Source organism: Oceanobacillus kapialis (assembly GCF_044790185.1).
Classification (GTDB): Bacteria; Bacillota; Bacilli; order Bacillales; family Amphibacillaceae; genus Oceanobacillus_B; species Oceanobacillus_B kapialis.
In genome coordinates, this window is record NZ_CP085256.1 from 620,061 (window position 1) to 644,000 (window position 23,940).

Consider the following 23,940-nt stretch of genomic DNA (forward strand, 5'->3'; position numbering starts at 1 on the left):
GTAAAGGAGCAGAACACAATGAAGAAGGGTTATACAGCTTTATCTATAGCGATTATTAGTGAAGTATTTGGGACGACAATGATTAAGCTATCGGACGGATTCACAGCTTTTCTTCCTGTTCTAGGTGTTATAGCAGGATTTGCTTCTGCTTTCTACTTTTTATCTCTTTCGCTTAAAGAACTTCCATTAAGTTTAGCCTATGCAATATGGTCAGGAGTAGGAACAGCTTTAACGGCGGTGATCGGAATAGCTATTTGGCAGGATCCTTTTAATTTTCTTACATTTGCAGGGCTTGTTCTCATAATAGGTGGTGTAGTTTTAATGAACTCCTCAACAGGAAAAGGGCAAGAAACAGAATCATCTTATTAGCAGAGTGAAAAAGTGGTAATAAGGAGGAAGGAAATTGAGGAAGAAAGAAATATTAATTAATGACTGGGCTCCTTTATTGGAGGATGAATTTAAAAAAGAGTACTATAAAGTGCTGCGAGCATTCTTGAAAGATGGATATGCAAAATATATCGTCTATCCCGAAATGGAAAACATCTTTAATGCGCTTCATCTTACACCTTTTGAGAAAGTAAAGGTAGTAATTTTAGGTCAGGATCCGTATCATGGACCTAACCAGGCACATGGTTTAAGCTTTTCAGTAAAACCAGAAGTAAGTATTCCGCCGTCCTTACGTAATATCTTTAAGGAGTTGAAGAATGACTTGGATGTTCCTATTCCAAACCATGGCTATTTGGTCGATTGGGCGGAGCAAGGGGTTTTGCTGTTAAATAATGTATTAACGGTTAGAAAAGGAGAGGCGCACTCCCATAAAGGGATGGGTTGGGAGAGATTTACGAATCGAGTGATTGAGCTTCTAAATGATAAAAAAACTCCTGTCGTTTATCTTCTTTGGGGGTCTGCAGCCCAAAAGAAGGAAACATTAATTGATACGAATAAACATTATGTTATAAAAGGGCCTCATCCAAGTCCTTTATCTGCCTATCGTGGTTTCTTTGGAAGTAAACCCTTCTCACGTACGAATGAATTGCTGGAGAGACATGGTTTAACAGGAATTGACTGGTCAATATAGTGCATAGCGACATGTATCAGGAAAGGGCTGTTTTAAAACAGTTCCTTTCCTTAATTGGAATAGAGTTTAGGAAGGCCATAGTAATTATAGTAATCCTTCTTGCTCGTATAAAAAGTCGTACGGAATATCTATAAAAATAAATACACCTTCAGCAATAGGGGATGAGTATGTTCGAATGCGTTCATCTCGTTCAATATCTGTATATAGGTCTGAGAGTATTCCTTTTTTTTCGATGTTCATACGTACAATGTTTTCAAAGAAATAAGGACGCCAGCTCCAGTTCTTCTGCCTTCCCTCATAATGGAGTTTCCATTCTCCATCACTATTTTTCTCTGCATTTGAGGAAAGTTGATACCCTGCCTGATTACATATGTAAACACGGAATGTAATAGCATCACAATCATTTGCGACTGTTAAAATGGTCTTATCGTAATGGTCTTCAGTATTTATTTTCTTTAGGGTTTTATTTAATTGATTGTTTATTGATTCGGTTAAATTAAGCTGTGCCTTCATCTTTTTTTGTTCAAATGTAAGGAAGTGATGAAAATCTTTCTTTATTTTCTCTTTGCAGCTATCCGCAGAAATAAATTCTGGTAATTCTTTTTCAAGGTAATCACCCTGGTAATAGCGCCCTCCGTTTCGCCAAGCATAATTTAATTGCTGGAAAGTGGATATTCCTTTAAACAAAAGGGTTGCACCAATTTTTCTAGAGAACATAGAAAGCAAATGATGTACATCCTGATAAAGGTGTGGCAAAGCATCTTCTTCTAAAAAGGAAGTATCTACCTTGAGAATATTTGGCTTAATCATTGCTAAGCGTTCTAAGTTTCCGTTTTGCTTTCCTGCATCATCAATGGCAAGTCGAATACCCAGGGTTTGCATGTAGGCAAGGAGATGTTTATATTCTTCGATATGATTAATCACATATTCTGCAGATAATTCGAGTACTAGCCTATTTAAGTTGAACCCTCGTTCCGCGTATGTTTGCAATAAATTTAATAACGTTTCACCATTATCGTTTAATAGCAATTTTGCATTGTAGTTGATAAATAGTAGTGTTGATTGTTTTGTTTCAAAAAAAAGATCTAAGGATTTTTGCTGGATTATTGTATTCAGTTCTAATCGAAATTCGCTCGGGATGGAATCATCCTTAAAAAACCAATCTAAACTAAGCATTTCCGAATCTTGGTAATAAGGTTTAAGTTCATAACCAATAATTAGTTGATTTTCGGCACTGATAATAGGAGAAAAATATGAAACGACTTGATCTTGGTTCATCATGATATCTAAAGGATCCAAATCCATCACCTCCGTCACTTGTTATAAGTATTATAGCATGAGAAAAGCATGATTTCTTTAATTTCAAATCGTCTATATCAAATGAAAACAATCCGGCAACCTAATGTTACCGGATTGTTTTATGGGTTTAATATTATTTAAGTTATTCTGTAGACAGAAAATGTGGTACCTGATGGAGAAGAACTGCCTATATTAAGGCCGATTGTTAATCCGCTTGCTATATAAAATAAACCAATTACATCGCCTGCATTTAAAGTTACGTCTCCTGTTAAGGTAACGGTACCATTTCCAAGTATTACCCTTAAAGATAGTAGTAACGCAATATTTACGCTTAACACAGGAAATAGCCCTGATACTAACTCTGTTGTTGTAGGAGTAATACGACGGATGGAGAAGGCTGGATTTACGGTCGGTCCTAACTGAGCTGTAATGGTTGCTGTAGTTTGGTAACTGATTGTTGCTTTAAGAGAATACCTTCCTGTTGCAGGTACTGTATAGCTTCCAGTTGTTGCGTTAAAACCTGCTCCTGTATAGTTTGGTGCGGTTACAATCCAGTTCCCAAGTTGTGTAGAGGCGTTAACTGTAGCTCCTGTTGTTCTTCTAGCAGAAAAACCAGTTGCCGCCAAGGTAGAACCTGCTGGACCAGTGGGCCCAATTATGCCAGTAGGCCCAATAGCGCCCGTAGCCCCCGTGACGCCCGTGGGTCCAATAACGCCATTGGCTCCTGTGACGCCGGTTGGTCCAATGGCGCCATTGGCTCCTGTAACGCCGGTTGGTCCAATGGCGCCAGTGGCTCCTGTGACGCCGGTAGGCCCAATAGCGCCAGTGCTTCCTGTAATGCCGGTTGGTCCAATAACGCCAGCGGCTCCTGTAATGCCGGTGGGCCCAATGGCGCCAGTGGCTCCTGTAACGCCGGTAGGCCCAATAGCACCTGTCGCGCCAGTCAAGCCGGTAGGTCCAATAGCGCCAGTGCTTCCCGTGACGCCCGTGGGTCCAATAACGCCAGTGGCTCCTGTGACGCCAGTAGGCCCAATAACGCCAGTGACTCCTGTGACGCCAGTAGGCCCAATAGCGCCTGTAGCTCCTGTAACGCCAATAGGCCCAATAGCGCCCGTGGCCCCTGTAACGCCGGTGGGTCCGATCGGGCCGGTAGCCCCAGTAACACCAGTAGGCCCAATAGCGCCAGTGCTTCCTGTAATGCCGGTAGGTCCAACAGCGCCGGTGCTTCCAGTCAAGCCGGTAGGCCCAATAGCGCCCGTGGCTCCTGTAATGCCGGTGGGTCCAATAGCGCCCGTGGCTCCTGTGACGCCAGTAGGCCCAACAGCACCAGTTCTACCTAGTGGACCAGCAGGGCCAGGTAATCCTTGAGGCCCATAAGGACCTTGAGGACCAGCTGGTCCAGGTTGCCCCGGTTGTCCAGGCGGACCGGGAGGCCCGGGTGGCCCCTGACAGCCATTTGAATACTGACAACAAGAAGGATTATCTGAGTGATTAATGTAAATATTATTGGAGATATTATCATGGGGGCTATAATTATTTCCATTTGAACGGTGTCGCCTGTTTATTGCGTTGGGGGATGTTGTAGATTCTTCGATATAATTTCTTCTAATTTCTTTTTTCAAAGAACGTTTAAATTCTTCATATTCCAAAGGCTTCCTCACTCCTTCCTTTTCCATAATAAGCTATCTCAATAGTATATTTTTGTTGGTCAAGTCTTGTATAGATAGGGATAACAAAGTGGGAGTAATAAGGTAAGAGCATATAAAATTGGACGCTTTTTATAATTAATTAAACTTAAGAAAGGATAGGGATCTCCTTCTCAAAAGAAGAACCCTATCCTTTTTCCTTGGTTTTTTCCATTTCTATAAACTGCATTCTCTCGTTAAATAAGGTGGGATAAGAAAGGTATCCTAACATAATACTTGTGACCACGGCTGTGGTTAAAAGCAGGAAGAGGATAAGCAGTTGAAATAAGACAGCTTGAACTGGGTCGGCCCCAGCAATGATTTGCCCGCTCATCATTCCAGGCAGTTGTACTAGCCCAATTGTTTTCTGACTTTCTATCGTTGGAATAGTACTTGCTTGAATGGAGGCGATTAGTTGTCTGTGCACTGCTTGCTTGGGGGTTCCGCCTAGAGAAAGGATGAGCTCTGTTTGATTAGATTTTGTTTCTATTTCTGAAATAAAACGATTTAGAAATAAAATAGATAACACCATGGAATTCCCTATAACCATCCCGCTTATGGGGATAATGTACTGTGCAGTGGGTGGTGTTATTCCTAGTCCTAGTAGAATACCTTGGGTTAATAATTCGATTGCCACAAAAGTGATCACAAGTTTCCATGTAATCCCCTTAATTTGCACACCTTTTTTTCTGGCATTTTGAGTTGCTGCAACGATCATGAGTAGGATCATGAGCACAATATACATAATATGTTCAGATTCAAAAACAAACTGTAAGACATACCCTACTGCAAGAAGTTGAATGATTGAACGTATTGTTGCGATTAGTGTATCTTTTTCGAGCCCTAAGCGTAAGGTTCGAGACAATATCAACGGTATAATAACAAATATAAGTGTAATTGCTAGTGATAGATAGCTCATGTGTTGTCTCCTTTCACAAAAAGTCTGACCTGATCATTTTGAGGTTGATCCAAAAGGGAGACTTCACCAGATTCAAATAACTGACCATTTATTAATACCCATGTATAATCACCAACCGTTCGTGCTTGTTGCAGATTATGGGTAATCCATACAATCGTCGTCCCATATTGTTGATTAATTCTTACGATTAAGGACTCAATTTCCTCCTGTGACACCCTGTCTAATGAAGAGGTGATTTCGTCTAATAATAAGATAGAAGGTTGATTTACAAGGGTTCTGGCGATGGATAGTTTTTGACGCTGTCCACCTGATAGTTTCTTTGTGCGTTGACTTGTAATAGTTTCAGGAAGGCCCACAAGCTTAAGTAATTCTTGTGCTTTATCCTTTGAAAGTTCCTTCCCTTGTAAAGTAAGAGGCAAAGCAAGGTTTTCATGTACAGTGCCATCAATCATAGGGGCATCCTGTAAGGCGAAACCGACCATTCTTCTTAATTCAACTGGCGAATAGGAGTTAATTTCCTTCCCATGAATGAATATCTCACCAGAATCAGTAGAGTGTAATCCGTTGCATAACTTGAATAAGGTGGATTTACCTGCGCCTGAGGGCCCTACCAGCGTGGTAATTTTCCCTTTGGTAAAAGTTCCAGTTATATCTTCAAGTATCGTATTCCCTCTGTCAGAGTACGTAACATGATTCCATTGAACAGCTGGATCTGAAGTCATTTTTTACACGTCCTTTGCTAATGTATGCACCTATTAATGCAAGCCTTCGGCGATTACTGTAATAGTTAGTATGAGAACATGAATAGCTTAACATGTATGAAGAAAAATAAAAAAACTTCCACCCTACTAGCAGTGGAAGTTCAATTAGTAAAAATTAGCCTATCTTCTATTGCTCTTAGGATCAAATGCATCACGCAAACCATCCCCTATAAAGTTAATAGCTAGAACGGTAAACAAAATCGCTAGACCTGGTGGAATCCATGCCCCGGGATGATCGCGTAGGATACGCAGATTCTGTGCTTCTGAGATCATATTCCCCCATGTCGGAGTAGGTTGTGGAATGCCCATACCGATAAAGCTTAATCCGGATTCGATTATAATCATTGTCGCCATTAAAAGAGTAGCATTTACAATAATTGGACCTATTGCATTGGGAATAAAGTGTTTAAAAATGATCCGCATGTCACTCGCACCAATCGCCTTGGCTCCTAAAATAAATTCCTGTTCCCTTAAGGATAAAAAGGTTCCCCGCACAATTCTTGTTAATGTTGGCCATGCGGTTATGGCAATAACGGTTACAAAAATACCAACGGTCACTTTTTCTAAGATTGCAATAATCGTTAAAGCGAGCACAAGAAATGGTAATGCTAAAACGAGGTCGGCGGCACGCATAATAATATTATCGACTTTTCCTCCATAATAACCAGCAACCGCCCCTGTAATGACCCCAATAATAAGTGTGAAAAGCATTGCTGAAAATCCTACAGTAAGGGAAATCCTTGCGCCATAGACTAGGCGTGCAAAATTGTCCCTACCAGAGCTATCTGTCCCTAATATATGCTCTGCAGACGGTGGCTTCTCAATGAGCATGAGGTCTCCTTTTGTTGGATCATGCTCTGTCAGCAGCGGAGCAAAGATAGCTGCTAAAACAAATATAATTAAAACAATAATACCTGCAATAGCTAACTTGTTCTTAAAGAAACGTCTTCTAGCTAACTGAAAGGGGCTTAGATAGTCTTTTTTTGGGGAAGTGTCTTGCACGTCTTCCATTGTATTTGTTTTCATTTCATATCACCTCAATCATATCGAATCCTCGGATCGACAATACTATAGAATATGTCTGCCAGTAGATTTCCAATTAGAATTGCTACACCTAATAGAAGCGTGATCGACATGATGACAGGATAATCTCTATTTGTTATAGAATTGATAAACAATGTCCCAAGACCAGGATAGCTAAAAACTTGTTCAGTTATAATGGCTCCGCTTAATAATGCCCCAAACTCAAAGCCCATTAAGGTAATGATAGGAATAATGGCATTCCGCAGCGTGTGCTTGTACAACACATTACGCTCGCTCATACCCTTAGCCTTTGCAGTTCGTATATAGTCACTCCCTAAGACGTCAAGCACCTCTGATCGCATATATCGCATATAAGTTGCAGTACCTGCAAGGCCAAGCGTGATGCCAGGAAGAACCATATGATGAATACGATTTAGAAACTCAGAAAACCCGGTGATATTTATATCGGAAATGGTCCCTTGTGCTGGAAACCAGCCTAACTTAATGGCAAACAGGTAAATGGCGATGAGACCGAAGAAAAAGTTAGGAATAGCTAACCCTAAAAAACCAAAGGATGTGGCCCCATAATCCAGTGCAGAATATGGATTTTTAGCAGAATAAATCCCAATTGGTATTGCTACTACAAGGGTAATCACCAGCGCAAACACGCCGAGATAAACAGTATTTACGATTCTTTCGCTAATAAGGCTTTCAACATCCCGCCCTTTATAGTACATCGATTCTCCGAAGTCTCCTTTTGCCATAGAAGTCGCCCAGCGGAAATATTGTACAGGGAGTGGGTCATTTAGTCCGAGGGCTTCGCGTTGCTCATTAAACACCTCAGGATCAACGGTTGGGTCAAGGATCTTTCCGGTAAAAGGGTCACCGGGAGCAAATTTTGCCAGGGCAAATACAATGATGGATAGCATAATAAGCATCGGAATAAAAACCAATATTCTTCTAATAATATACTTATACATAAAAGTCCCCCCCCTATGTAGGAGGAGAGTATGCTAGACGCATACTCTCTATAGTTTTTTAGTTGGCGTCATTAACCCACCATAAGTGTGCATTTTGGTACATAGTGAATGGTAATGGATCGACACCTTGCAATCGTTTATTGTAAGCCCAAAGACTATTTTGTGCGTATAAGAGTAATGCAGGGAGGTCTTCTGAAAATACAGATTGCCATTCAGAATATACTTCTGCACGGAAATCTTGTTCAAATGCTTCAGGTGCTTTTAATGCTTTTTGCATAAGTTCTTCAGATTCTGGGTTGTTCCATCTTGAGAAGTTGTAAGCAGCTGTTGTTGCCCATAATCCTGATGGATCAGGATCGGCACTTCCAAGACTCCAGCCAAGCAAATATAGATCCCAGTCTGTGTTATCATTTGTTAATTCCTCTACATAGGCAGTCATTTCCTTAGGCTGACGCAAGTTAACGTTGATTCCAGCTTCCTCAAGTTGCTGTTCAATAAGTGGAGCGGTTTTTTCACGTAGTTCATTTCCTGTTGGGTAATCTAGGTTAAGAACCCACTCGTTTCCTTCAGGATCTTCTCTAAACCCGTCCCCATTTGCATCCACATAACCTAGCTCATCTAACATGGAGCCAGCTTTTTCAGGATCATAGTTGTAATTCGTAGCAGCGGCATCATCGTAAGCCCAGAACTGTGTAGCGATAGGGGAGTTAATTGGTTGCCCTCGCCCGTATAGCAGCCCTTCTACAAGCCCCTCACGATTTACAGCATAGGAAATTGCCTGACGTACTTTTGGATCAGAAAGTTTTTCGTTTGGCACCCAGTTATCAGGCTCTAATGCTCCTGCTTCGACGTCTTCTGCTGTACGGTGGTGGTGCTTAAATCCAAGAAGCTGGTAGCCGAAGTCAGGTTGTTCGATGATTTCTATGTTTCCAAATGCTTGAACGGTTTCAAAGTCAGCTGGTGGTATACCGTTTGGATCAGCAATAAAGTCTACTTCACCAGTTTCAAGTAATCCGGTCATGACAGATTGGGCAACTACCTTCCAGACAATGCTTTCTAGGTAAGGTGCCCCTTGCCAATAGTCTTCATGCTTTTCGAGCACATATTGCTCGCGCTCTACCATTTCCGTAAACTTAAAGGCTCCAGTTCCAATTACAGCCCCGGCTTCACGAGATTCAGGAGCTTCAGGCATTTCTGCTACTGGAATATCCTTAAAAATGTGTTCCGGTATGATTGGGAAGCTTGCATAATAAAGTGGATTAATATTAGGTTCGGCAAAATGGAAGGTTACCGTGTAATCATCTTCTGCTACAACACCTTCAAATGTATCTGTTTCACCAGCGCTATATTCGTTATAGCCAAGTAGTGGCGTGACATAGGCAGTTCGTATCCCACCAGCAGACACATAGTCTGGATCAGACATTGACTTATATGTGAATACAACGTCATCTGCAGTGAATTCTTCCCCATCGTGCCATTTCACACCTTCTTCAAGCTTCATCGTTAAGGAAGTTTGGTCTTCATTTGTCTCCCATTCTTTGGCCAGGCTTGGTGTGAATTCGAGCGTATCGTTTTGCGATACAAGACTGTCATGGGTGAAGCTTAGAATGTTCGCTTCATATGCTTCTTCATAGAAAATAGGGTTGAACATACCAGCTGGCGCAGAATACATGGCTCCTGTTAAGGTTCCACCCTGTTTTGGTTCGTTTTGGGTTTCTTCTCGTTCACCATTTTCTTCTTCTTTTTCTCCAGTTTCCTCTGTTTGCTCTTCTGTATCTGATCCCTCTTCTTCTCCTTCGTTATTACATGCCACTAGGAGAAATCCCATCATGCTCAAAAAAACAAGCAGAATTAGTAACTTTCTAAATCCTTTATTCATCCAATATTCCCCCTTTAATAAAAGAAAGTAATTTAGTTAAAATGGAATGCTTGTAACCCTCCTTTTAGAGTAGTTTTATATGAAAAAGGCTACTAATAAGAGTGGCCTTTTTTATTGTTTAGCCCGAATGCCAATTCCGTGTTTTGCTATTAGACTTGATGAATTTTTAATGGTGTAAATGACAAGATACTTCATGCTCAGCCCCAACTTCAGCTAACTTTGGTGTTTCTTTCTCACATCGGTCATGTGCAAATGGACATCTTGTTCGAAATGCACAACCTGAAGGTGGATTGGCTGGACTTGGTATATCTCCTGTAAGCTTCACTGCCGGGTTATCTGTTTTTTCTTTATTAATAGTTGGGATAGACGATAATAATGCCTGTGTATATGGATGAACGGGTTCCTGAAAAAGTTTAGTAGTTGGAGCAACCTCTACTATCTTTCCTAGATACATGACGGCAATCCGGTCACTAATATGTTTTACAACACTAAGGTCATGGGAGATAAATAAATAAGTGAGACCAAGCTCTTCCTGTAAATCCTTCATAAGATTTAGGACCTGAGCTTGAATAGAAATATCTAAGGCAGAAACTGGTTCGTCACAAACCACAAATTCGGGGTTTGTAATAAGAGCTCTAGCTATACTGATTCGCTGTCTTTGCCCCCCGGAGAATTCATGCGGGTACTTTAATCGGTCTTCTGCACGTAAACCGACTTTTTCAATGAATTCCACAGCCTTTACCTGTCTTTCTTTTTTGGATAATGTCGTTTGAACGAGTAAAGGTTCTTCCACTAGCTCAGCAACACTCATTTTGGAATTAAGAGAGCCAAATGGATCTTGGAAAACCATTTGCATATTTCGCCTGTATGGACGGAAGTGATTCCTTTTCATTGTTGTAATATTGGTTCCGTTGTAATGGATATCGCCCTCAGTAGCTTGTAGCAGTTTGAGAATGACTCTTCCAAGAGTGGACTTACCAGACCCTGATTCCCCGACAATTCCAAGTGTCTCTCCTTTTTTAATAGATAAAGAGATATCATCTACTGCTTTTATATGACCCACCGTCCGTTTTAATACCCCCCCTTTAATCGGGAAGTATTTTTTAATATTCTGAACACTGAGTATAGGGGTGTCCGTATTAGCCTTTTGTTTTGTAGTCATTCTTTCACCTCCTGCGTATAAAGATGACAACGAACGTCATGTTCTACCGCAACGTTTGTTAAACAAGGGTTCTCAGCAAAACACTTATCCATAACATGGGGGCAACGGGTCGAAAAACGGCAGCCTGAGGGAAAATCATAAGCGGGTGGAACGGTCCCTTTAATTGTTCCAAGACGTTCTACATGCTTATCGACCATGGGCAGGCTATCTAATAAACCTTTCGTATATGGATGCTTCGGGGAGTTTAATAATTCTTCAGTGGTAGCTGCCTCCACGATCTGGCCGCCGTACATCACTATTACCCGATCTGCATATTGGGAGACGACTCCCACGTCATGGGTGATTAAGAGAAGGGCCATATGAAACCTTTCTTTCATCTCATTCATTACATCAAGTATCTGAGCCTGTATCGTCACATCAAGAGCAGTGGTAGGCTCGTCAGCAATAAGTAACTTTGGATCGCAGGAGATGGCCATTGCGATCATTACCCGCTGCCGCATTCCACCGGAGAGTTGATGTGGATATTCCTTCATCAATTCTTCTGCTCTTGATAGGCCGACTAATTTTAATAAGTGGACAGCGTGCTCGTAAGCTTCCTGCTTATTCATTTTTTTATGTTTCCGTACGATTTCCATTATCTGATTTCCAATTGTGAAGACAGGGTTAAGGGCTGTCATCGGTTCTTGGAAAATCATCGCAATTTCATTTCCGCGAATCTTTGTCATTTGTTTGGTATTATATTTGGTAATATCCTCTCCATTAAGGCGAATTGTTCCTCCTTCAATCCGTCCTGGTTTATTGATTAACTGCATGATAGAAAGGGCACTAATACTTTTACCACTTCCTGATTCACCGACTAAGGCAACAGTCTCACCAGGAGAGACTTTAAAAGAGATATCATCCACTGCTTTGGCAGTTTTTCCTTTTTCTAAATGAAAGTATGTTTTTAAATGATCCACTTGTAGTACGGCTTCTTGCTTCATTCGAACACCCCAATCTCGAATTAATAAGGAGAATTACCTAATCCTCTTGGAAATAGAATTATTCGTATAAAATATGAGAAGAACTTGTATAATATTCTTTTTTATGGAATTTTCCAAATAGAATTTCATAAAAAAATAAACTCTTGAATTTTTGTTTTCTCAAGAGTTTATTAGGTAGAATTTGTTTGGTTCCGGTAAATAAACTTCAGTAATATCCATCTGATTATCCCTCCTACCGCTAATCCAATTGGTAGAGAAAGCATTGGGAGCCACATGGGTCCAATTAACTGGCCAAAAACTTTAAAGATGGGGGAAAATATAAGACCAAGTGTAACAAAGTAGGCTGAAAAGACCAGAGGTAAATAGGCAAAGGGTTTTTTCCCGCCACCGGCATCTTTGTAGGCATCCCATATACCGAAAAAGTAGAGACAGGGATAGAACATGAGCCACATGTAATTAGTTTGTTCAATTGCCTCCTCAATCTTTAAGTGAAAGCTTAAGATAATAATTTGATTGAAGTTACCCATCACATTGATCAGAAATTCTAAGATCATAAGGGTGAGTCCCTTGACGTATTTCTTATTTAAAAGCTGACCGAAGCCTGGTAAGGCAATACTCCATAATACTGCTTCTAGTTTTCTGCTCTTTTCCTTTAGATTCGTCTCCATAGGCACACCTATTTCGCTAATTCTTTTCTGTCAGCTGCAATAGGTGGCTGCTCCATCCAACCTTTGTCAATTAAAATATTTGCCGATTCATTTGCATACTTAGAAATATCTGCGATCAGGCGGGTATAATGTAACCCTAGGTCATGTCGGGGACTAGAAGATAGTGAGACACCATACTGGCCTATGCTTGAATTAATTAAGGATGTTACAATGTACATCATGAATTTATCCGAGAATGGAGCAGTCTTAGAAACCGATACCTCTGATGTCATCATGGTTGTACCTTGATCCATGCTTTCGTTACGCAACAGTGTCGTAAAAACAGTTAAGTGCTTTTCTGATATATCCTTCCCTTTTTCGAAAAAACTTCTTAACTCCTTGGTGGTAGCAACTTGACTAAATCCGGTAATGAGCGCATGGCCAAGTGCATTTCGTTTTGAATGAAAAAGAAGATTGCTTATCTCCATGCCAAGTAAAGGTCGGCGTTTACCGAACCAGCCTGAAAGAAAGCTGTCCTTTTTTACAAATTCTATCTCCTTTGGAACAGGAAGAAGAGGATGTTTGGCATGTAGCCCTTTTTCTTTTGTAAGTATTTTCGTCTTCAAATGGAGCTTTCTTGCCGAATCTAAACACTTGGAGAAAAAGGTAACGACATCTTCCCGTTCGGAAACGGATAAAGCCATACTATACGTGTTTAATGCGATAATGAACATATTAAAAACATATTCAAGATATAAAGCATCGGAAAATAGGCGTGGCGCATCTTTTTGAACGTCTTCTTCAGTAAACCCCTGGGGAATCGGGTAGTTTTCTGCTTGAAAAAGAGTACTAATTTCCTTAAGTTCCTGTTCTGATAGTAATTTGCACTCTTCTAGTAGTGCTTTTATATCCTGGTCTTCAACATGATTAAGAAAATAGCTTAATCCTACCTTTGCAACGCTATTGCTTTGATATGCAGCCCATAAGTTGGATACTTCTGACGCGGTGAGACGGTTCTTTAGTTGCTTTTCTCCCATATTAATCTTTACCCTTCTGAATTAAATCTTTTCTATCAACCATTCTTGGTGGCTCTTCAAACCAATCCTTATGAATCATTAACTTTATTCCCTCTTCTGCGTATAGGGCTATTTCGCTACTAAGTTTCGCATAGAGGGTTGTAATATCGCGTCTGGCATTCGTCGCAATGCTCATTCCGTAAAATGCAATTCCTTGGGTGATCATGCCAATTGTATAAAATAACATTAGCTTGTCGGAAAATGGACTCACCTGAGAGGATTCCGTTACATAGCTATCAGAGCCCATTGGGACAGGAATATAGCTTTTCTCTAAGTAGTGCGAAAAGTTGGATACATGCTTCTTGGCTATGTTATTCCCTTTTAATAAGTATTCTTTAATATCTTTAGATTCAGCAACTTGAGCAAAGCCTAATATCGTTGCCGCACCTAAGACATTACGTTCAATATTTGCATAAAATTGAGCAATTTCTACAGCAAGTAAAGGACGCTTGTCACCAAACCAACCGTTTAAGAAGCTATCTTTCTTTACAAAATTAACCGTTTCAGGTGTAGGAATGCTGGGAGGAGAGACGTATACTCCTTTTTTTTGTGCAATGGAAATGGCTTGCATATGCAGAGAATTAGCTTTTCTAAGCAATTCCGTATAGAAATTGTATATGTCTTCATGGGAGCTTTGTGAAATACCGTTAGCACAGTGTGTCATGACAAGGTTGTGCAGGTTTATCGCGTAAAACAGCGTATACGTATCAGTGTATAAACGAGGTGCTGTGATGTTAACGTCCTGTTCGGAAAACCCCTTTGGAACAGGAGATGCACTCTCGGTTAATAATTGGCTTGTAGTCTTTAAAGCAAATGCCGATAAATCATAAGCAATATTTAGTAACTCGCGAATATCCTCGTCTTCTACATTTTCTTTAAAATACGAAAGCATACCATTGGAAGAAGAGGCGTTCATATACGATGTCCATAAGTTGGCTACTTCTGAAGCAGTTGCCTTTATATATTGTTGCATGACAATATCCCTCCTTAAATCCGATGAGTATAGTTTGGCATAGAGGCTTCGTGTTATACGTGCTTGAGAAGAAGAGTAGATTGTAGCTGTATAAAATTCTTCTCTTTCGGGCAAAAAAAGGAAAGCAATACTTGTATGGGAGGGGACATGTTGGGGCGTAATATCTTTCGAAGAAGGAAAATGAAACAGGAATATGCGACTGGGGAAAACTTTTCCACTACATTAGGAATTGACCTGGAAAAGAATTTACAAGATTTGCAGGTAATGCTTGGCAATCCCGGTGATCTGGTTATACGCAGGCTAATGCTCGGTGCCAATGTAGGTGCTGCGGTAGTGTTTATTAATGGTTTGAGTAATACAGAGGATATACATAACGACTTGTTAAAAAATTTACAAAGAAACAGAGAAAAGGAATCAGACAGTAGAACTCCCGAAGAAATGTTGAACCAGCTACAGCTTGATCTCATTAGTATTAGTAGCATAGAGAAAACAAATTCGTTAGATACACTAACCAATAAGTTACTATCTGGACAATCGGTTGTCTATGTAGACGGAGTAGCAGAAGTACTTCTGCTCGGGACAGAAAAGTGGGAGAGCAGGGCGATTGAAGAGCCTGTATCTGAATCTGTTATAAGAGGACCTAGGGAAGGCTTTGTAGAAAATCTACAAACAAACATGGTGCTCATCCGCAGACATATTCGGGACCCGAACCTTCGTTTTGAAACAAGTGAAGTAGGAAGGCGATCAAAAAAAAAGCTGGTCGTCTGCTATATGGAAGGGATTGTGAACCCCGACATAATCAAGGAGGTTAATCGGCGTCTTTCTTCTATTGATATGGATAGTGCAATGGAGTCAGGCTATATCGAACAATGGATAGAAGATAGTTACTTATCCCCTTTTCCTCAAATGGATAATACCGAGCGTCCAGATAAAGTGGCGTCTTCTGTCCTTCAAGGGAAGGTAGGTATTCTGTTGGACGGTTCTCCGTTTGCCTTAATTGCACCAATTACGATTGATAATTCCTTTAAATCACCTGAGGATTATTATGACCGCTGGTTAATTGGTACTTTTTTAAGGATTATTCGCTATATCGGGGCGTTTATAACGATGTTTCTTCCCGCCCTTTATATTGCCCTTGTGTCCTTTCATCAAGGAATGATTCCCTCCCAGCTTGCCTTTTCCATAGCAGCTACACGGGAAGGGGTACCTTTTCCAGCGTTTGTAGAAGCCATTATTATGGGTTTCACGATGGAGTTATTACGGGAAGCAGGAGCACGATTGCCAAAAACGATAGGGCAAACAATTGGGATTGTTGGAGGACTCGTAATTGGGGAGGCAGCAGTGAGTGCGGGAATTGTTAGCCCGATTATGGTAATTGTAGTTGCCCTTACAGCGGTTGCCTCGTTTACCATCCCTTTATACAGTGTGGCAATCTCATTTCGACTCCTTCGATTTGGTTTCATGCTTGCTGCTGCTGTACTTGGATTGTATGGAATCGTGTTAGTTTACATTATGATCAACATACACATCGTTAATTTGAAAAGCATGGGCATTCCTTATTCTGCTCCATTCTCCCCAACCTTTATCAAAGACTGGAGAGACATGGTGTTACGAGCACCAATTCCGATGTTAAATAAACGGCCCGAAAGTTTAAAATCCAAAGATAAAAGGTCCGGGAACTTAAGGAGGTAGAGAAGGTTGAAAGACTTCAAATATGCGGATGAGGGCATTAGCTCGCGGGAAATTATGATGTCATTACCAGCTGTTACTGTTGGTGTGGGGATTCTATCATTGCCGCGTGAGATTGCCACCCTTACAGTTGCCGCGGATGGGTGGATCGCAATTTTAGTAGCGGGTCTTGTAGTTACCATTATTACATGGCTGACGGCCAAAGTGGCTGCAAGTTATCCAGGAGAGTCCTTCCTTACCTATGCTTCAAAGCTTGTGACAAAACCTGTAGCCATTCTTTTTACCATTATCCTTATTCTCCAAAGCTTATTGCTAAGTGCCTATGTAATAAGGGTGATCGCAGACATTGCAAAAACATATCTCTTTGATCGAACACCTGTGGAAGTTGTTTCCCTGACCTTCCTTCTCGTGGTTGTATATGCAGTGGCGGGTTCTCGTGCAGGTCTGTTTCGGCTTAATATGCTATTTTTCCCAATTATTGTCGTAATCACCATCGTGCTTTCTTTATTTTCCCTAGGCTGGTTTGAGTTAGAAAATTTATTCCCTTTATTTAAAACAGGGATAATGGACCAAATGAAAGCTGTTGAAGTTAGTGGGCTGGCATTTGTCGGCTTTAATATCCTATTCTTTTATATTGCACTTGTGAAGGATACAGAAAAATCCCCTAAAGCGTCCGTTTATGGAATGCTTATCGTTATCTCTATCTATCTTCTTATCTTTTTTATTAACTTGGGCGTATTTGGGAATGCTGTTACATCAAACCTTGTGTATCCTTTAATTGAGCTGGCCAAAGAGATTGAGATACCAGGTGGAGTTTTTGAACGGTTTGATTCCGTTTTTTTTGTTATATGGCTTATGTCAATATTTAACACTACCGCAATGTCAGTTGATGTGACGATCTATGCATTTCAGTCCCTCTTTAAGTTAAAAAAGTTAACCTATTTATTCATGCTGGCACCAATCATTTACATTATCGGAATGATCCCTGAAGGTGCCCTAGAAGTCGGGAAGCTTGGGACGTTCATTGGATATTTTGGGGTCATTTCTACATCTGGTATCGCGGTGATTCTATTCCTGCTATCCAAAATTAAGAATAGGAGGAAGAAAAAGCTTGCGACAAAATAAAAGAAAGGTATTTCTCCTCCTAATTACGGCAATTTTCCTTGCTGGCTGTTGGGACAGAATTGATATTGAAGAGCGCGGATTTATCGTAGGAACAGCAATCGACTTAGTAGATCAAAAATCTGAAAATGAATATGAAGTGATGATGACAAACCAGTTTGTTATTCCATCGGGATTAGGGTCCATTACCCAAGCCGGAAAAGGGAATAAAGCGTTTATGAATGTTTCAGAAAGTGGTGTCAGTCTGTTTAGAACGAACCGAAAGTTTTCGCAAATTAATAGTCAAGTACCATTTTACCAACATTTAAAAGTACTTGTTATATCGAGTGAAGTAATAGAACAACCGCATTTGTTCTCAGATGTTATGGATTTTTATATTCGGGATCATGCGATGCGAAGATCTATTCGCTTAGTAGTAACAGAAGGAGAGGCGAATGAAATATTGGAGTCAAAGCCAGAGAATGTTGATGTACCAGCAATGTATCTGGACGATTTAATGGAAAGTACAAATAATAATACGAGTACCATTAAACCGACACACATTGGGCAAGTTCAAGAGCAAATTTTGAATCAGCAAAGTTATGTACTTCCAGTTATAAAAAGAAAAGGCCCTCTAGCCGAATATGGTGGAGTGGTTGTGATAAAAGGGGAAACAAACCAAATGGTAGGCTCCCTTAATGAAGAAGAAACTAGTGGATTAGGTTTTATGGATGGAAGCACGGAAGGTGGCGTGCTCGAAATAGAGGTGGATGGAGAACTTGTAGCGATAGAGATCATGCAAATCAATCAAAAACTTAAAATGAAAGGCAAAAAACTGCCTACTGTAAAGGCCGATATAAACATCGAAATAAAAGGGAATATTGCGGAGCATTTTGGTGAGAAGAGTGTTTTAGAGGAAAAGTATGTGAAGAAAATTGAAAGAGCCGCGGAAGCCAAAGTAAAGGAGCTAACCACAAAAACGATAGAAAAAGCACAACAGGAGCTTCACACCGATTTTCTTGGAATCAGCAAAACGCTCTATGAATCCCACTATGATTTTTGGCAAAAGGTGAAGGACAATTGGGGAAAAGGGGAAAACTACTTTTCGAATGCTACCATTCAAGTTAACCCGAACGTAGAAATAGATAGAGTGGGATCATCTGATCGAATAAAAATACAAGAAGGAGAGTGAGGACTTGATTCAAGCAATATTAGATAAGCTTCCTGGGTGGTTTGTTTTTTTCAACGCTTCCTTAGCTTTCTTCATACCATTTATTATATATCTGATAAATACAAGCTTACATGAAAAAGGGGATCCAGAGTGGAAGAAAACAAATGATAAAAAAGACAGATAGTATCCAGAAATAGGGTAATGTACAATGAAAAGAAAGGATTGAATAAAGGGGAGGAACTACATGGATATTCAACAATACAAAAAGATGGACGGCTGGGAATTGGCTGAATTGGTTCATCGCAAGGAAGTGAAACCAAGTGAACTTTTAGAACTAAGTTTTTCTTGCTTGGAAGAGGTCAATGCTGAACTGAATGCTGTTATTCATTCCAGAAAGGAAAAGGCCTTGTTAGAGGCGGACCGCTTTTTCTCGGCAGCACAGCCTTTTGCAGGTGTACCTGTTCTACTGAAAGCCACCCAAAGACTGGCTGGGGAGAAATCCACTTCGGCTTCTAAATTGTTGCAGGATCAGGTAGCGAATGAGGACGCTAATTTTGTCAGCGAGTTTCGTAATGCCGGCTTTCAATTTGTAGGTCATACCAATGTACCAGAATTTGCTTTAAAGAATATTACAGAGTCGGTATTATATGGGCCAGCAAGAAATCCGTGGAATACGGATCATTCGCCAGGAGGCTCAAGTGGAGGTGCTGCAGCATCTGTAGCTGCAGGTATTGTGCCAATTGCTGGAGCGAGTGATGGAGGAGGATCCATTCGAATTCCTGCTTCTTTTACTGGACTATTTGGGTTAAAACCAACTAGGGGCCGTACACCTGTTGGCCCAGGAGTCGGAAGGCAGTGGCAAGGAGCGGCAATTGATTTTGTTTTGACCCGAAGTGTAAGAGATAGCGCAATGATGCTTGATGTACTGCAAACTGTACAACCAGAAGCAGCCTTTCAAACACCACTGTATCCACATAAATACAAGGATGTCCTTGAAAAGCCTTTTGACAAAAAGCTACGAATTGCTTTCTCTACTGTATCACCAGTAGGAACTCCCGTGTCAGCTGAAGCAGAACATGCTGTTATGCAGACAGTGAAATGGCTGGAAGAACAAGGATATATTGTCGAAGAACAGCAACCGGATATTGATGGTATCTCACTGATGCAAAACTATTATATTATGAATGCTGGCGAGATAACGTCTGTGATGAAACCCTTTGAGAAAATACAAGGTAGAGAACTAGCGGAAACGGACATGGAACTAGAGACATGGATGCTTTATCAAGCAGGGAAGCATGTTTCAGCTGCAGAATATGCTTCAAGCTTAGCATCATGGGATGTAGCTGCTGCACAAACTGCCATTTTCCATGAAACCTATGATTTCTATATAACTCCCACCACTGCTTTTCCAGCACCTCAAATCGGAGAGTTAACAGCATCAGCAGAAGATGCACAGTCCATGCGAGAACAAATGTTACAAGCGAGGGGTGTAAAGCGTCAGGAGCTTATCTACGAAATGTTTTTACCGAGCCTGACCTATAGTCCATATACCCAGCTCTCTAATCTGACTGGTCAACCAGCAATGTCTGTGCCTGTTTATCTTACAGAAAAAGGATTGCCGCTTGGTGTACAGGTCATGGCAGGAAAAGGGGAAGAGCATCGATTACTCCAGCTTGCCAAAGCTATTGAATCTTCTTCTTTATGGCAAGGTATGTCCCATAATCCGTATTTTGAGTAGGTAGGGATAATACCCGTCTTAATCTTAAGAATAATGATAGTATTAGTTTTATTTATATACGCTTTCAAATTAAGGACAGAGCCTTTATAATAGTATTTGCGCCTATAATTTGGCGTTATTTTCAGAATATTACTCATATGGTAATAAAGAAGAGGGAGAGGAATATATGGGGAAAACAAAAAAAGGTCTATTCCAGAAATCACTGGATGGTATCGAATTTCTTGGAAATAAACTACCACATCCTGCCACATTATTCGCAATATTAGCATTGCTTGTGTTAGTGCTTTCTGCAGTACTTTCTCAGGTAGGAATTAGTGTAGAACACCCAGGAGAAGAAGGGGAAATGGTTGAGATAACCAATTTGCTTAACGCAGAGGGTATTCAATACATTTTCTCCAGTATGACGGATAACTTTATTGGCTTTGCTCCACTAGGCGTTGTACTTGTGACAATGCTTGGTATTGGGGTAGCGGAGCGAACTGGATTGATTAGTGCGCTGCTACGTGGCTTCGTGTTATCTGTACCTAATCGCTTTATTACATTAGGTCTTGTTTTTGCTGGTATTATGTCCAGTGTTGCTTCTGATGCTGGTTATGTAGTACTACCTCCGTTAGGCGCCTTAATTTTTGCTGCGCTAGGCAGACATCCACTAGGCGGTCTTGCAGCGGCATTTGCAGGTGTTTCTGCCGGCTTTAGTGCAAATCTATTGCTATCTGGAACAGATGTAATGTTAGGTGAGCTTACAATTGCAGCCGCTTCTGTTATTGACCCAGCATATGCAGAAACAATGAACATTGCAATGAACTGGTTCTTTATTGCTGCATCTGTTTTCGTACTTACGTTGATTGGTACATGGGTAACGGAAAAGATTGTAGAACCTCGTCTCGGAAACTATAAAGGGGATACAACAGAAGGTGATAACCTAGATGGATTAAAGCCGATTGAGAAAAAAGGTTTAATCTGGTCAGGGGTTGCGCTTGTAGTCGGCCTAGTACTGGCAGCTTTACTTGTCCTTCCAGAAAATGCCCCGATGCGTGGAACAGAAGGAAGCACAATGGATCAGATCGTTCAGTCGCCATTCATGAGCTCTCTTGTACCTATCATTGCGATTCTTTTCTTCATTCCAGGACTTGTGTATGGGATGGTAACAAAAACAATCCGTAATGACAAAGATGTAGCAGGGCAAATGTCAGATACGATGGCTTCAATGGGAATGTTTATAGTACTTGCCTTTACAGCTGGTCAATTTGTGGCTTATTTTAATGAATCTAACATGGGGCTTGTGCTAGGTGTATATGGAGCAGAATTCCTTGATAGCATTAGTTTAACAGGAATTCCACTCATCTTAATGTTCATTTTGATAACTGCATTTATAAACCTATTTATAGGAAGTGCTTCAGCAAAATGGGCGATGATGGCACCAATTTTTGTTCCGATAATGATGCAACTTGGTTATTCTCCAGAGTTGACGCAAATGGCTTATCGTGTAGCAGACTCTACCACAAATATTATCTCGCCATTAATGACTTACTTCGCAATTATTATTGCTTTCGCACAGAAGTATGATAAGAAAATGGGGATTGGTACACTAATTTCTACCATGATTCCTTATTCAATCTTCTTCCTTATCGGATGGACGATTATGCTTATCGTTTGGATGTTACTAGGTATCCCACTAGGACCAGGTGGACCGCTTGAATATCCAAATTAATAAAATAAGAAAATAGAAAATAAAGTCGAACGATTCGAAAGCTGTTATGTCGAATACGTTCGACTTTTTTTGTGGTCTAAAAATGATGATAAAGCATCACTTTGTTTTTGTTTAAGTCATTACCTACAGTGATAAAGGGTAAAAAGAAAGAGGAAGGAGGAATTACACATGACTGCAGAGGTTGCAATTATGAATAAATTGGGGATGTCATTGGCAGCCGATAGTGCGATAACAAGTGGTAGAGATGGCGTGCAGAAAGTTTACAATTCAGCAAATAAGCTTTTCTCTATTTCAAGTGCTCATTCAGTTGGAATCATGGTTTATGGTGCGGCTTCATTTATGGAAGTGCCATGGGATGTCATTATTAAATCGTACCGAGATTACGTAGGCGAGAAAAAGCTTCGTTACTTGTCATCTTATATGGAGGATTTCCTTGCGTTCATTAAGCAGGATGGAAGGTTTAATATCAAAGATATGGAAGAAGTTATTATTTACCGTTCCTATTTTGATGTTTTGAAACGGTTAATAAAAGACGTTGAAGAAGAAATGGAAGAAGAAAGGCAGCAAGGGAAAGAGTTAACGAACAAGGATGCAACAAGGGTGTTAGACAAACATATTGAAAAAGCACAAAAGATGTACGAGAAAAAGCAAGAGATTTATATTGAAATGCAGCTGGATGACTTCAAAAAGGAATTTAAAACTGTAATTCAGGAAGTAAACGATGAATTTATTTCATATGAAATTCCCGAAAGTATAAGTGAAAAGCTTGCCAAGCTAGCTTTTGAGGCCATTCAAAAAGATCATTTTAGTGCCGGGAGTACTGGGCTGGTTATCGCGGGTTTTGGTGAGGAAGAGATCTTTCCACAGCTATTAAACTACCGGCTAGAAGGATTTGTCTTTGGGCAATTAAAATATAAGAAGGTATTAGAGAAAAAGATTAGTTATTCCAATGGAAGAGATAGCGGAACGGCATCGATTACCCCATTTGCTCAAAGGGAGATGGTTGATTCATTCATGGGGGGAATTGAACCAAATATGGAGGATGCCATCCTGGGCATTGTCCATAAAGTACTTTCCACATACCATCAGCAGCTAGAAGATTATTTGCAACTTTCCTTAACAAAAGATCAGGTTAGCAAAATGGAAAAAATGGGTAACGATGTATATGAGTCCATAGAAGATGCTGTGGATGAGTACAGACAAACCAATTATATTTCCCCCTTACTGGGAATAGTTCGTTCCCTTCCTAAGGAAGAACTGGCTGATATGGCAGAGGCATTAGTAAATTTAACCTCTTTCAAGCGACGAGTTTCTCGAGCTACTGAGTCGGTAGGTCCTCCAGTAGATGTTGCGGTCATAACAAAGGGAGATGGTTTTGTCTGGGTTAAGCGAAAGAACTATATCGATCCTGTTTTGAACAACTAGCTTTTAGAGATAGTAATCATCTTAGGAAGGAGTTGAAAACCGTGATCCTTGGTAGTAAATCAGAGAATGAGGAGTATTTTCACATTCCCGCGAAAGATCGGCAAGATTTTCAACTGGAAGATAAAGAAAAGAAAGAAAAGGATAATGCAGCAGATAAAGTGTTAGAAAGAATTAAAAAAAAGATTGAGAAACCTTGATATGGCAAGGGGCGAAAAGAATAAGGAAAAAGATTTTGCTCAGGATGTTTAATATAATATATATGTGGAATCACACTAACTGTAGGCAATATAAAGCCAAAAATTATTGAGAGGAGCTGTTAAGATGGCTAGCAACAATAATGGAAAAATGTCCCGAGAACAAGCAGGACAAAAAGGCGGAAATAAGACAGCAAGAAATCACGACCAGGAATTCTATGAAGAAATCGGTCAAAAAGGCGGAAATAAAACCGCACGTAATCATGACAAAGAATTCTATCAAGATATCGGGAAGAAAGGCGGCGACTCAACTTCTCGTAATCATGATCAGGAATTCTATGAAGAAATTGGTCAAAAAGGCGGTAAGGAAAGAGCCCGTCAAAACGACAATAATAGTTAATAGAATAGTTATTTGATAGTGGACAAGCTAACTGAAAAGGGAAAGA

The 23,940-nt window shown here is 40.4% G+C and carries 22 protein-coding genes and 1 pseudogene; 11 read left to right on the forward strand and 12 right to left on the reverse strand.

The window, feature by feature from the left end; translation table 11 throughout:
• Window positions 1–18: 18 nt before the first annotated feature.
• Both LG273_RS03365 and LG273_RS03370 read left to right on the forward strand, forming a co-directional pair.
• Entirely contained in the window at window positions 19–369 is a 351-nt protein-coding gene (locus tag LG273_RS03365; protein ID WP_404457688.1) for a DMT family transporter, read from the forward strand.
• 34 nt (window positions 370–403) lie between these two features.
• Window positions 404–1,078 (forward strand): uracil-DNA glycosylase, encoded by a 675-nt coding sequence (locus LG273_RS03370; protein ID WP_404457691.1) that lies wholly within the window; start codon window positions 404–406, stop codon window positions 1,076–1,078.
• Window positions 1,079–1,162: 84 nt separating this feature from the next.
• Here the strand turns inward: LG273_RS03370 and LG273_RS03375 are convergent, their stop codons facing one another.
• From LG273_RS03375 to LG273_RS03430, 12 genes are all read right to left on the reverse strand, one after another.
• A complete protein-coding gene (locus tag LG273_RS03375) occupies window positions 1,163–2,377 on the reverse strand; it encodes an EAL-associated domain-containing protein (protein WP_404457693.1) in 1,215 nt (404 codons plus the stop codon).
• A 137-nt stretch (window positions 2,378–2,514) separates the two neighbouring features.
• Complete coding sequence (locus LG273_RS03380; RefSeq protein WP_404457695.1) at window positions 2,515–4,026, reverse strand: hypothetical protein; 1,512 nt, start codon at window positions 4,024–4,026, stop codon at window positions 2,515–2,517.
• Between the two features lie 184 nt (window positions 4,027–4,210).
• Entirely contained in the window at window positions 4,211–4,981 is a 771-nt protein-coding gene (locus tag LG273_RS03385) for an ABC transporter permease (protein ID WP_379562396.1), read from the reverse strand.
• Entirely contained in the window at window positions 4,978–5,703 is a 726-nt protein-coding gene (locus LG273_RS03390; protein WP_379562395.1) for an ATP-binding cassette domain-containing protein, read from the reverse strand. Before LG273_RS03390 ends, LG273_RS03385 begins: the two co-directional genes overlap by 4 nt.
• A gap of 159 nt (window positions 5,704–5,862) precedes the next feature.
• Window positions 5,863–6,768 carry an oligopeptide ABC transporter permease gene (opp4C, locus tag LG273_RS03395; protein ID WP_379562394.1) on the reverse strand — a complete coding sequence of 302 codons (906 nt, stop codon included), beginning with the start codon at window positions 6,766–6,768 and terminating at the stop codon, window positions 5,863–5,865.
• 11 nt (window positions 6,769–6,779) lie between these two features.
• Complete coding sequence (locus tag LG273_RS03400; RefSeq protein ID WP_379562393.1) at window positions 6,780–7,745, reverse strand: ABC transporter permease; 966 nt, start codon at window positions 7,743–7,745, stop codon at window positions 6,780–6,782.
• A 58-nt stretch (window positions 7,746–7,803) separates the two neighbouring features.
• Window positions 7,804–9,624: a peptide-binding protein gene (locus tag LG273_RS03405; protein WP_404457698.1), complete on the reverse strand. Its 1,821-nt coding sequence runs from the start codon at window positions 9,622–9,624 to the stop codon at window positions 7,804–7,806.
• Between the two features lie 166 nt (window positions 9,625–9,790).
• Window positions 9,791–10,786: an ABC transporter ATP-binding protein gene (locus tag LG273_RS03410; RefSeq protein ID WP_404457701.1), complete on the reverse strand. Its 996-nt coding sequence runs from the start codon at window positions 10,784–10,786 to the stop codon at window positions 9,791–9,793.
• A complete protein-coding gene (locus tag LG273_RS03415; RefSeq protein ID WP_404457704.1) occupies window positions 10,783–11,769 on the reverse strand; it encodes an ABC transporter ATP-binding protein in 987 nt (328 codons plus the stop codon). Before LG273_RS03415 ends, LG273_RS03410 begins: the two co-directional genes overlap by 4 nt.
• A gap of 170 nt (window positions 11,770–11,939) precedes the next feature.
• A complete protein-coding gene (locus LG273_RS03420; protein ID WP_379562389.1) occupies window positions 11,940–12,437 on the reverse strand; it encodes a hypothetical protein in 498 nt (165 codons plus the stop codon).
• A gap of 8 nt (window positions 12,438–12,445) precedes the next feature.
• Window positions 12,446–13,453, reverse strand: coding sequence for a DUF3231 family protein (locus LG273_RS03425; RefSeq protein WP_404457708.1), 1,008 nt, complete (start codon window positions 13,451–13,453; stop codon window positions 12,446–12,448).
• A 1-nt stretch (window position 13,454) separates the two neighbouring features.
• On the reverse strand, window positions 13,455–14,465 hold the full coding sequence (locus LG273_RS03430; RefSeq protein ID WP_379562387.1) for a DUF3231 family protein: 1,011 nt from the start codon (window positions 14,463–14,465) through the stop codon (window positions 13,455–13,457).
• A gap of 147 nt (window positions 14,466–14,612) precedes the next feature.
• Between LG273_RS03430 and LG273_RS03435 the strand changes: the two genes are divergently transcribed.
• The 9 genes and pseudogenes from LG273_RS03435 to LG273_RS03475 all read left to right on the forward strand — a co-directional run.
• Window positions 14,613–16,157 carry a spore germination protein gene (locus tag LG273_RS03435; RefSeq protein ID WP_404457711.1) on the forward strand — a complete coding sequence of 515 codons (1,545 nt, stop codon included), beginning with the start codon at window positions 14,613–14,615 and terminating at the stop codon, window positions 16,155–16,157.
• A gap of 6 nt (window positions 16,158–16,163) precedes the next feature.
• Complete coding sequence (locus LG273_RS03440) at window positions 16,164–17,279, forward strand: endospore germination permease (protein WP_404457713.1); 1,116 nt, start codon at window positions 16,164–16,166, stop codon at window positions 17,277–17,279.
• Entirely contained in the window at window positions 17,266–18,447 is a 1,182-nt protein-coding gene (locus LG273_RS03445) for a Ger(x)C family spore germination protein (RefSeq protein ID WP_404457716.1), read from the forward strand. Before LG273_RS03440 ends, LG273_RS03445 begins: the two co-directional genes overlap by 14 nt.
• Window positions 18,448–18,451: 4 nt before the next feature.
• A complete protein-coding gene (locus LG273_RS03450; protein WP_404457719.1) occupies window positions 18,452–18,610 on the forward strand; it encodes a hypothetical protein in 159 nt (52 codons plus the stop codon).
• Between the two features lie 60 nt (window positions 18,611–18,670).
• Window positions 18,671–20,164 carry an amidase family protein gene (locus LG273_RS03455; protein WP_404457720.1) on the forward strand — a complete coding sequence of 498 codons (1,494 nt, stop codon included), beginning with the start codon at window positions 18,671–18,673 and terminating at the stop codon, window positions 20,162–20,164.
• 166 nt (window positions 20,165–20,330) lie between these two features.
• Window positions 20,331–21,875: an AbgT family transporter gene (locus LG273_RS03460; RefSeq protein ID WP_404457723.1), complete on the forward strand. Its 1,545-nt coding sequence runs from the start codon at window positions 20,331–20,333 to the stop codon at window positions 21,873–21,875.
• Between the two features lie 168 nt (window positions 21,876–22,043).
• Window positions 22,044–23,300 (forward strand): hypothetical protein, encoded by a 1,257-nt coding sequence (locus tag LG273_RS03465; RefSeq protein WP_404457726.1) that lies wholly within the window; start codon window positions 22,044–22,046, stop codon window positions 23,298–23,300.
• A 32-nt stretch (window positions 23,301–23,332) separates the two neighbouring features.
• Window positions 23,333–23,497 carry a hypothetical protein gene (locus tag LG273_RS03470; protein ID WP_404457728.1) on the forward strand — a complete coding sequence of 55 codons (165 nt, stop codon included), beginning with the start codon at window positions 23,333–23,335 and terminating at the stop codon, window positions 23,495–23,497.
• A gap of 124 nt (window positions 23,498–23,621) precedes the next feature.
• Window positions 23,622–23,882 (forward strand): annotated as a pseudogene (locus tag LG273_RS03475) (KGG domain-containing protein); the annotation flags it as partial.
• Window positions 23,883–23,940 lie beyond the last annotated feature (58 nt).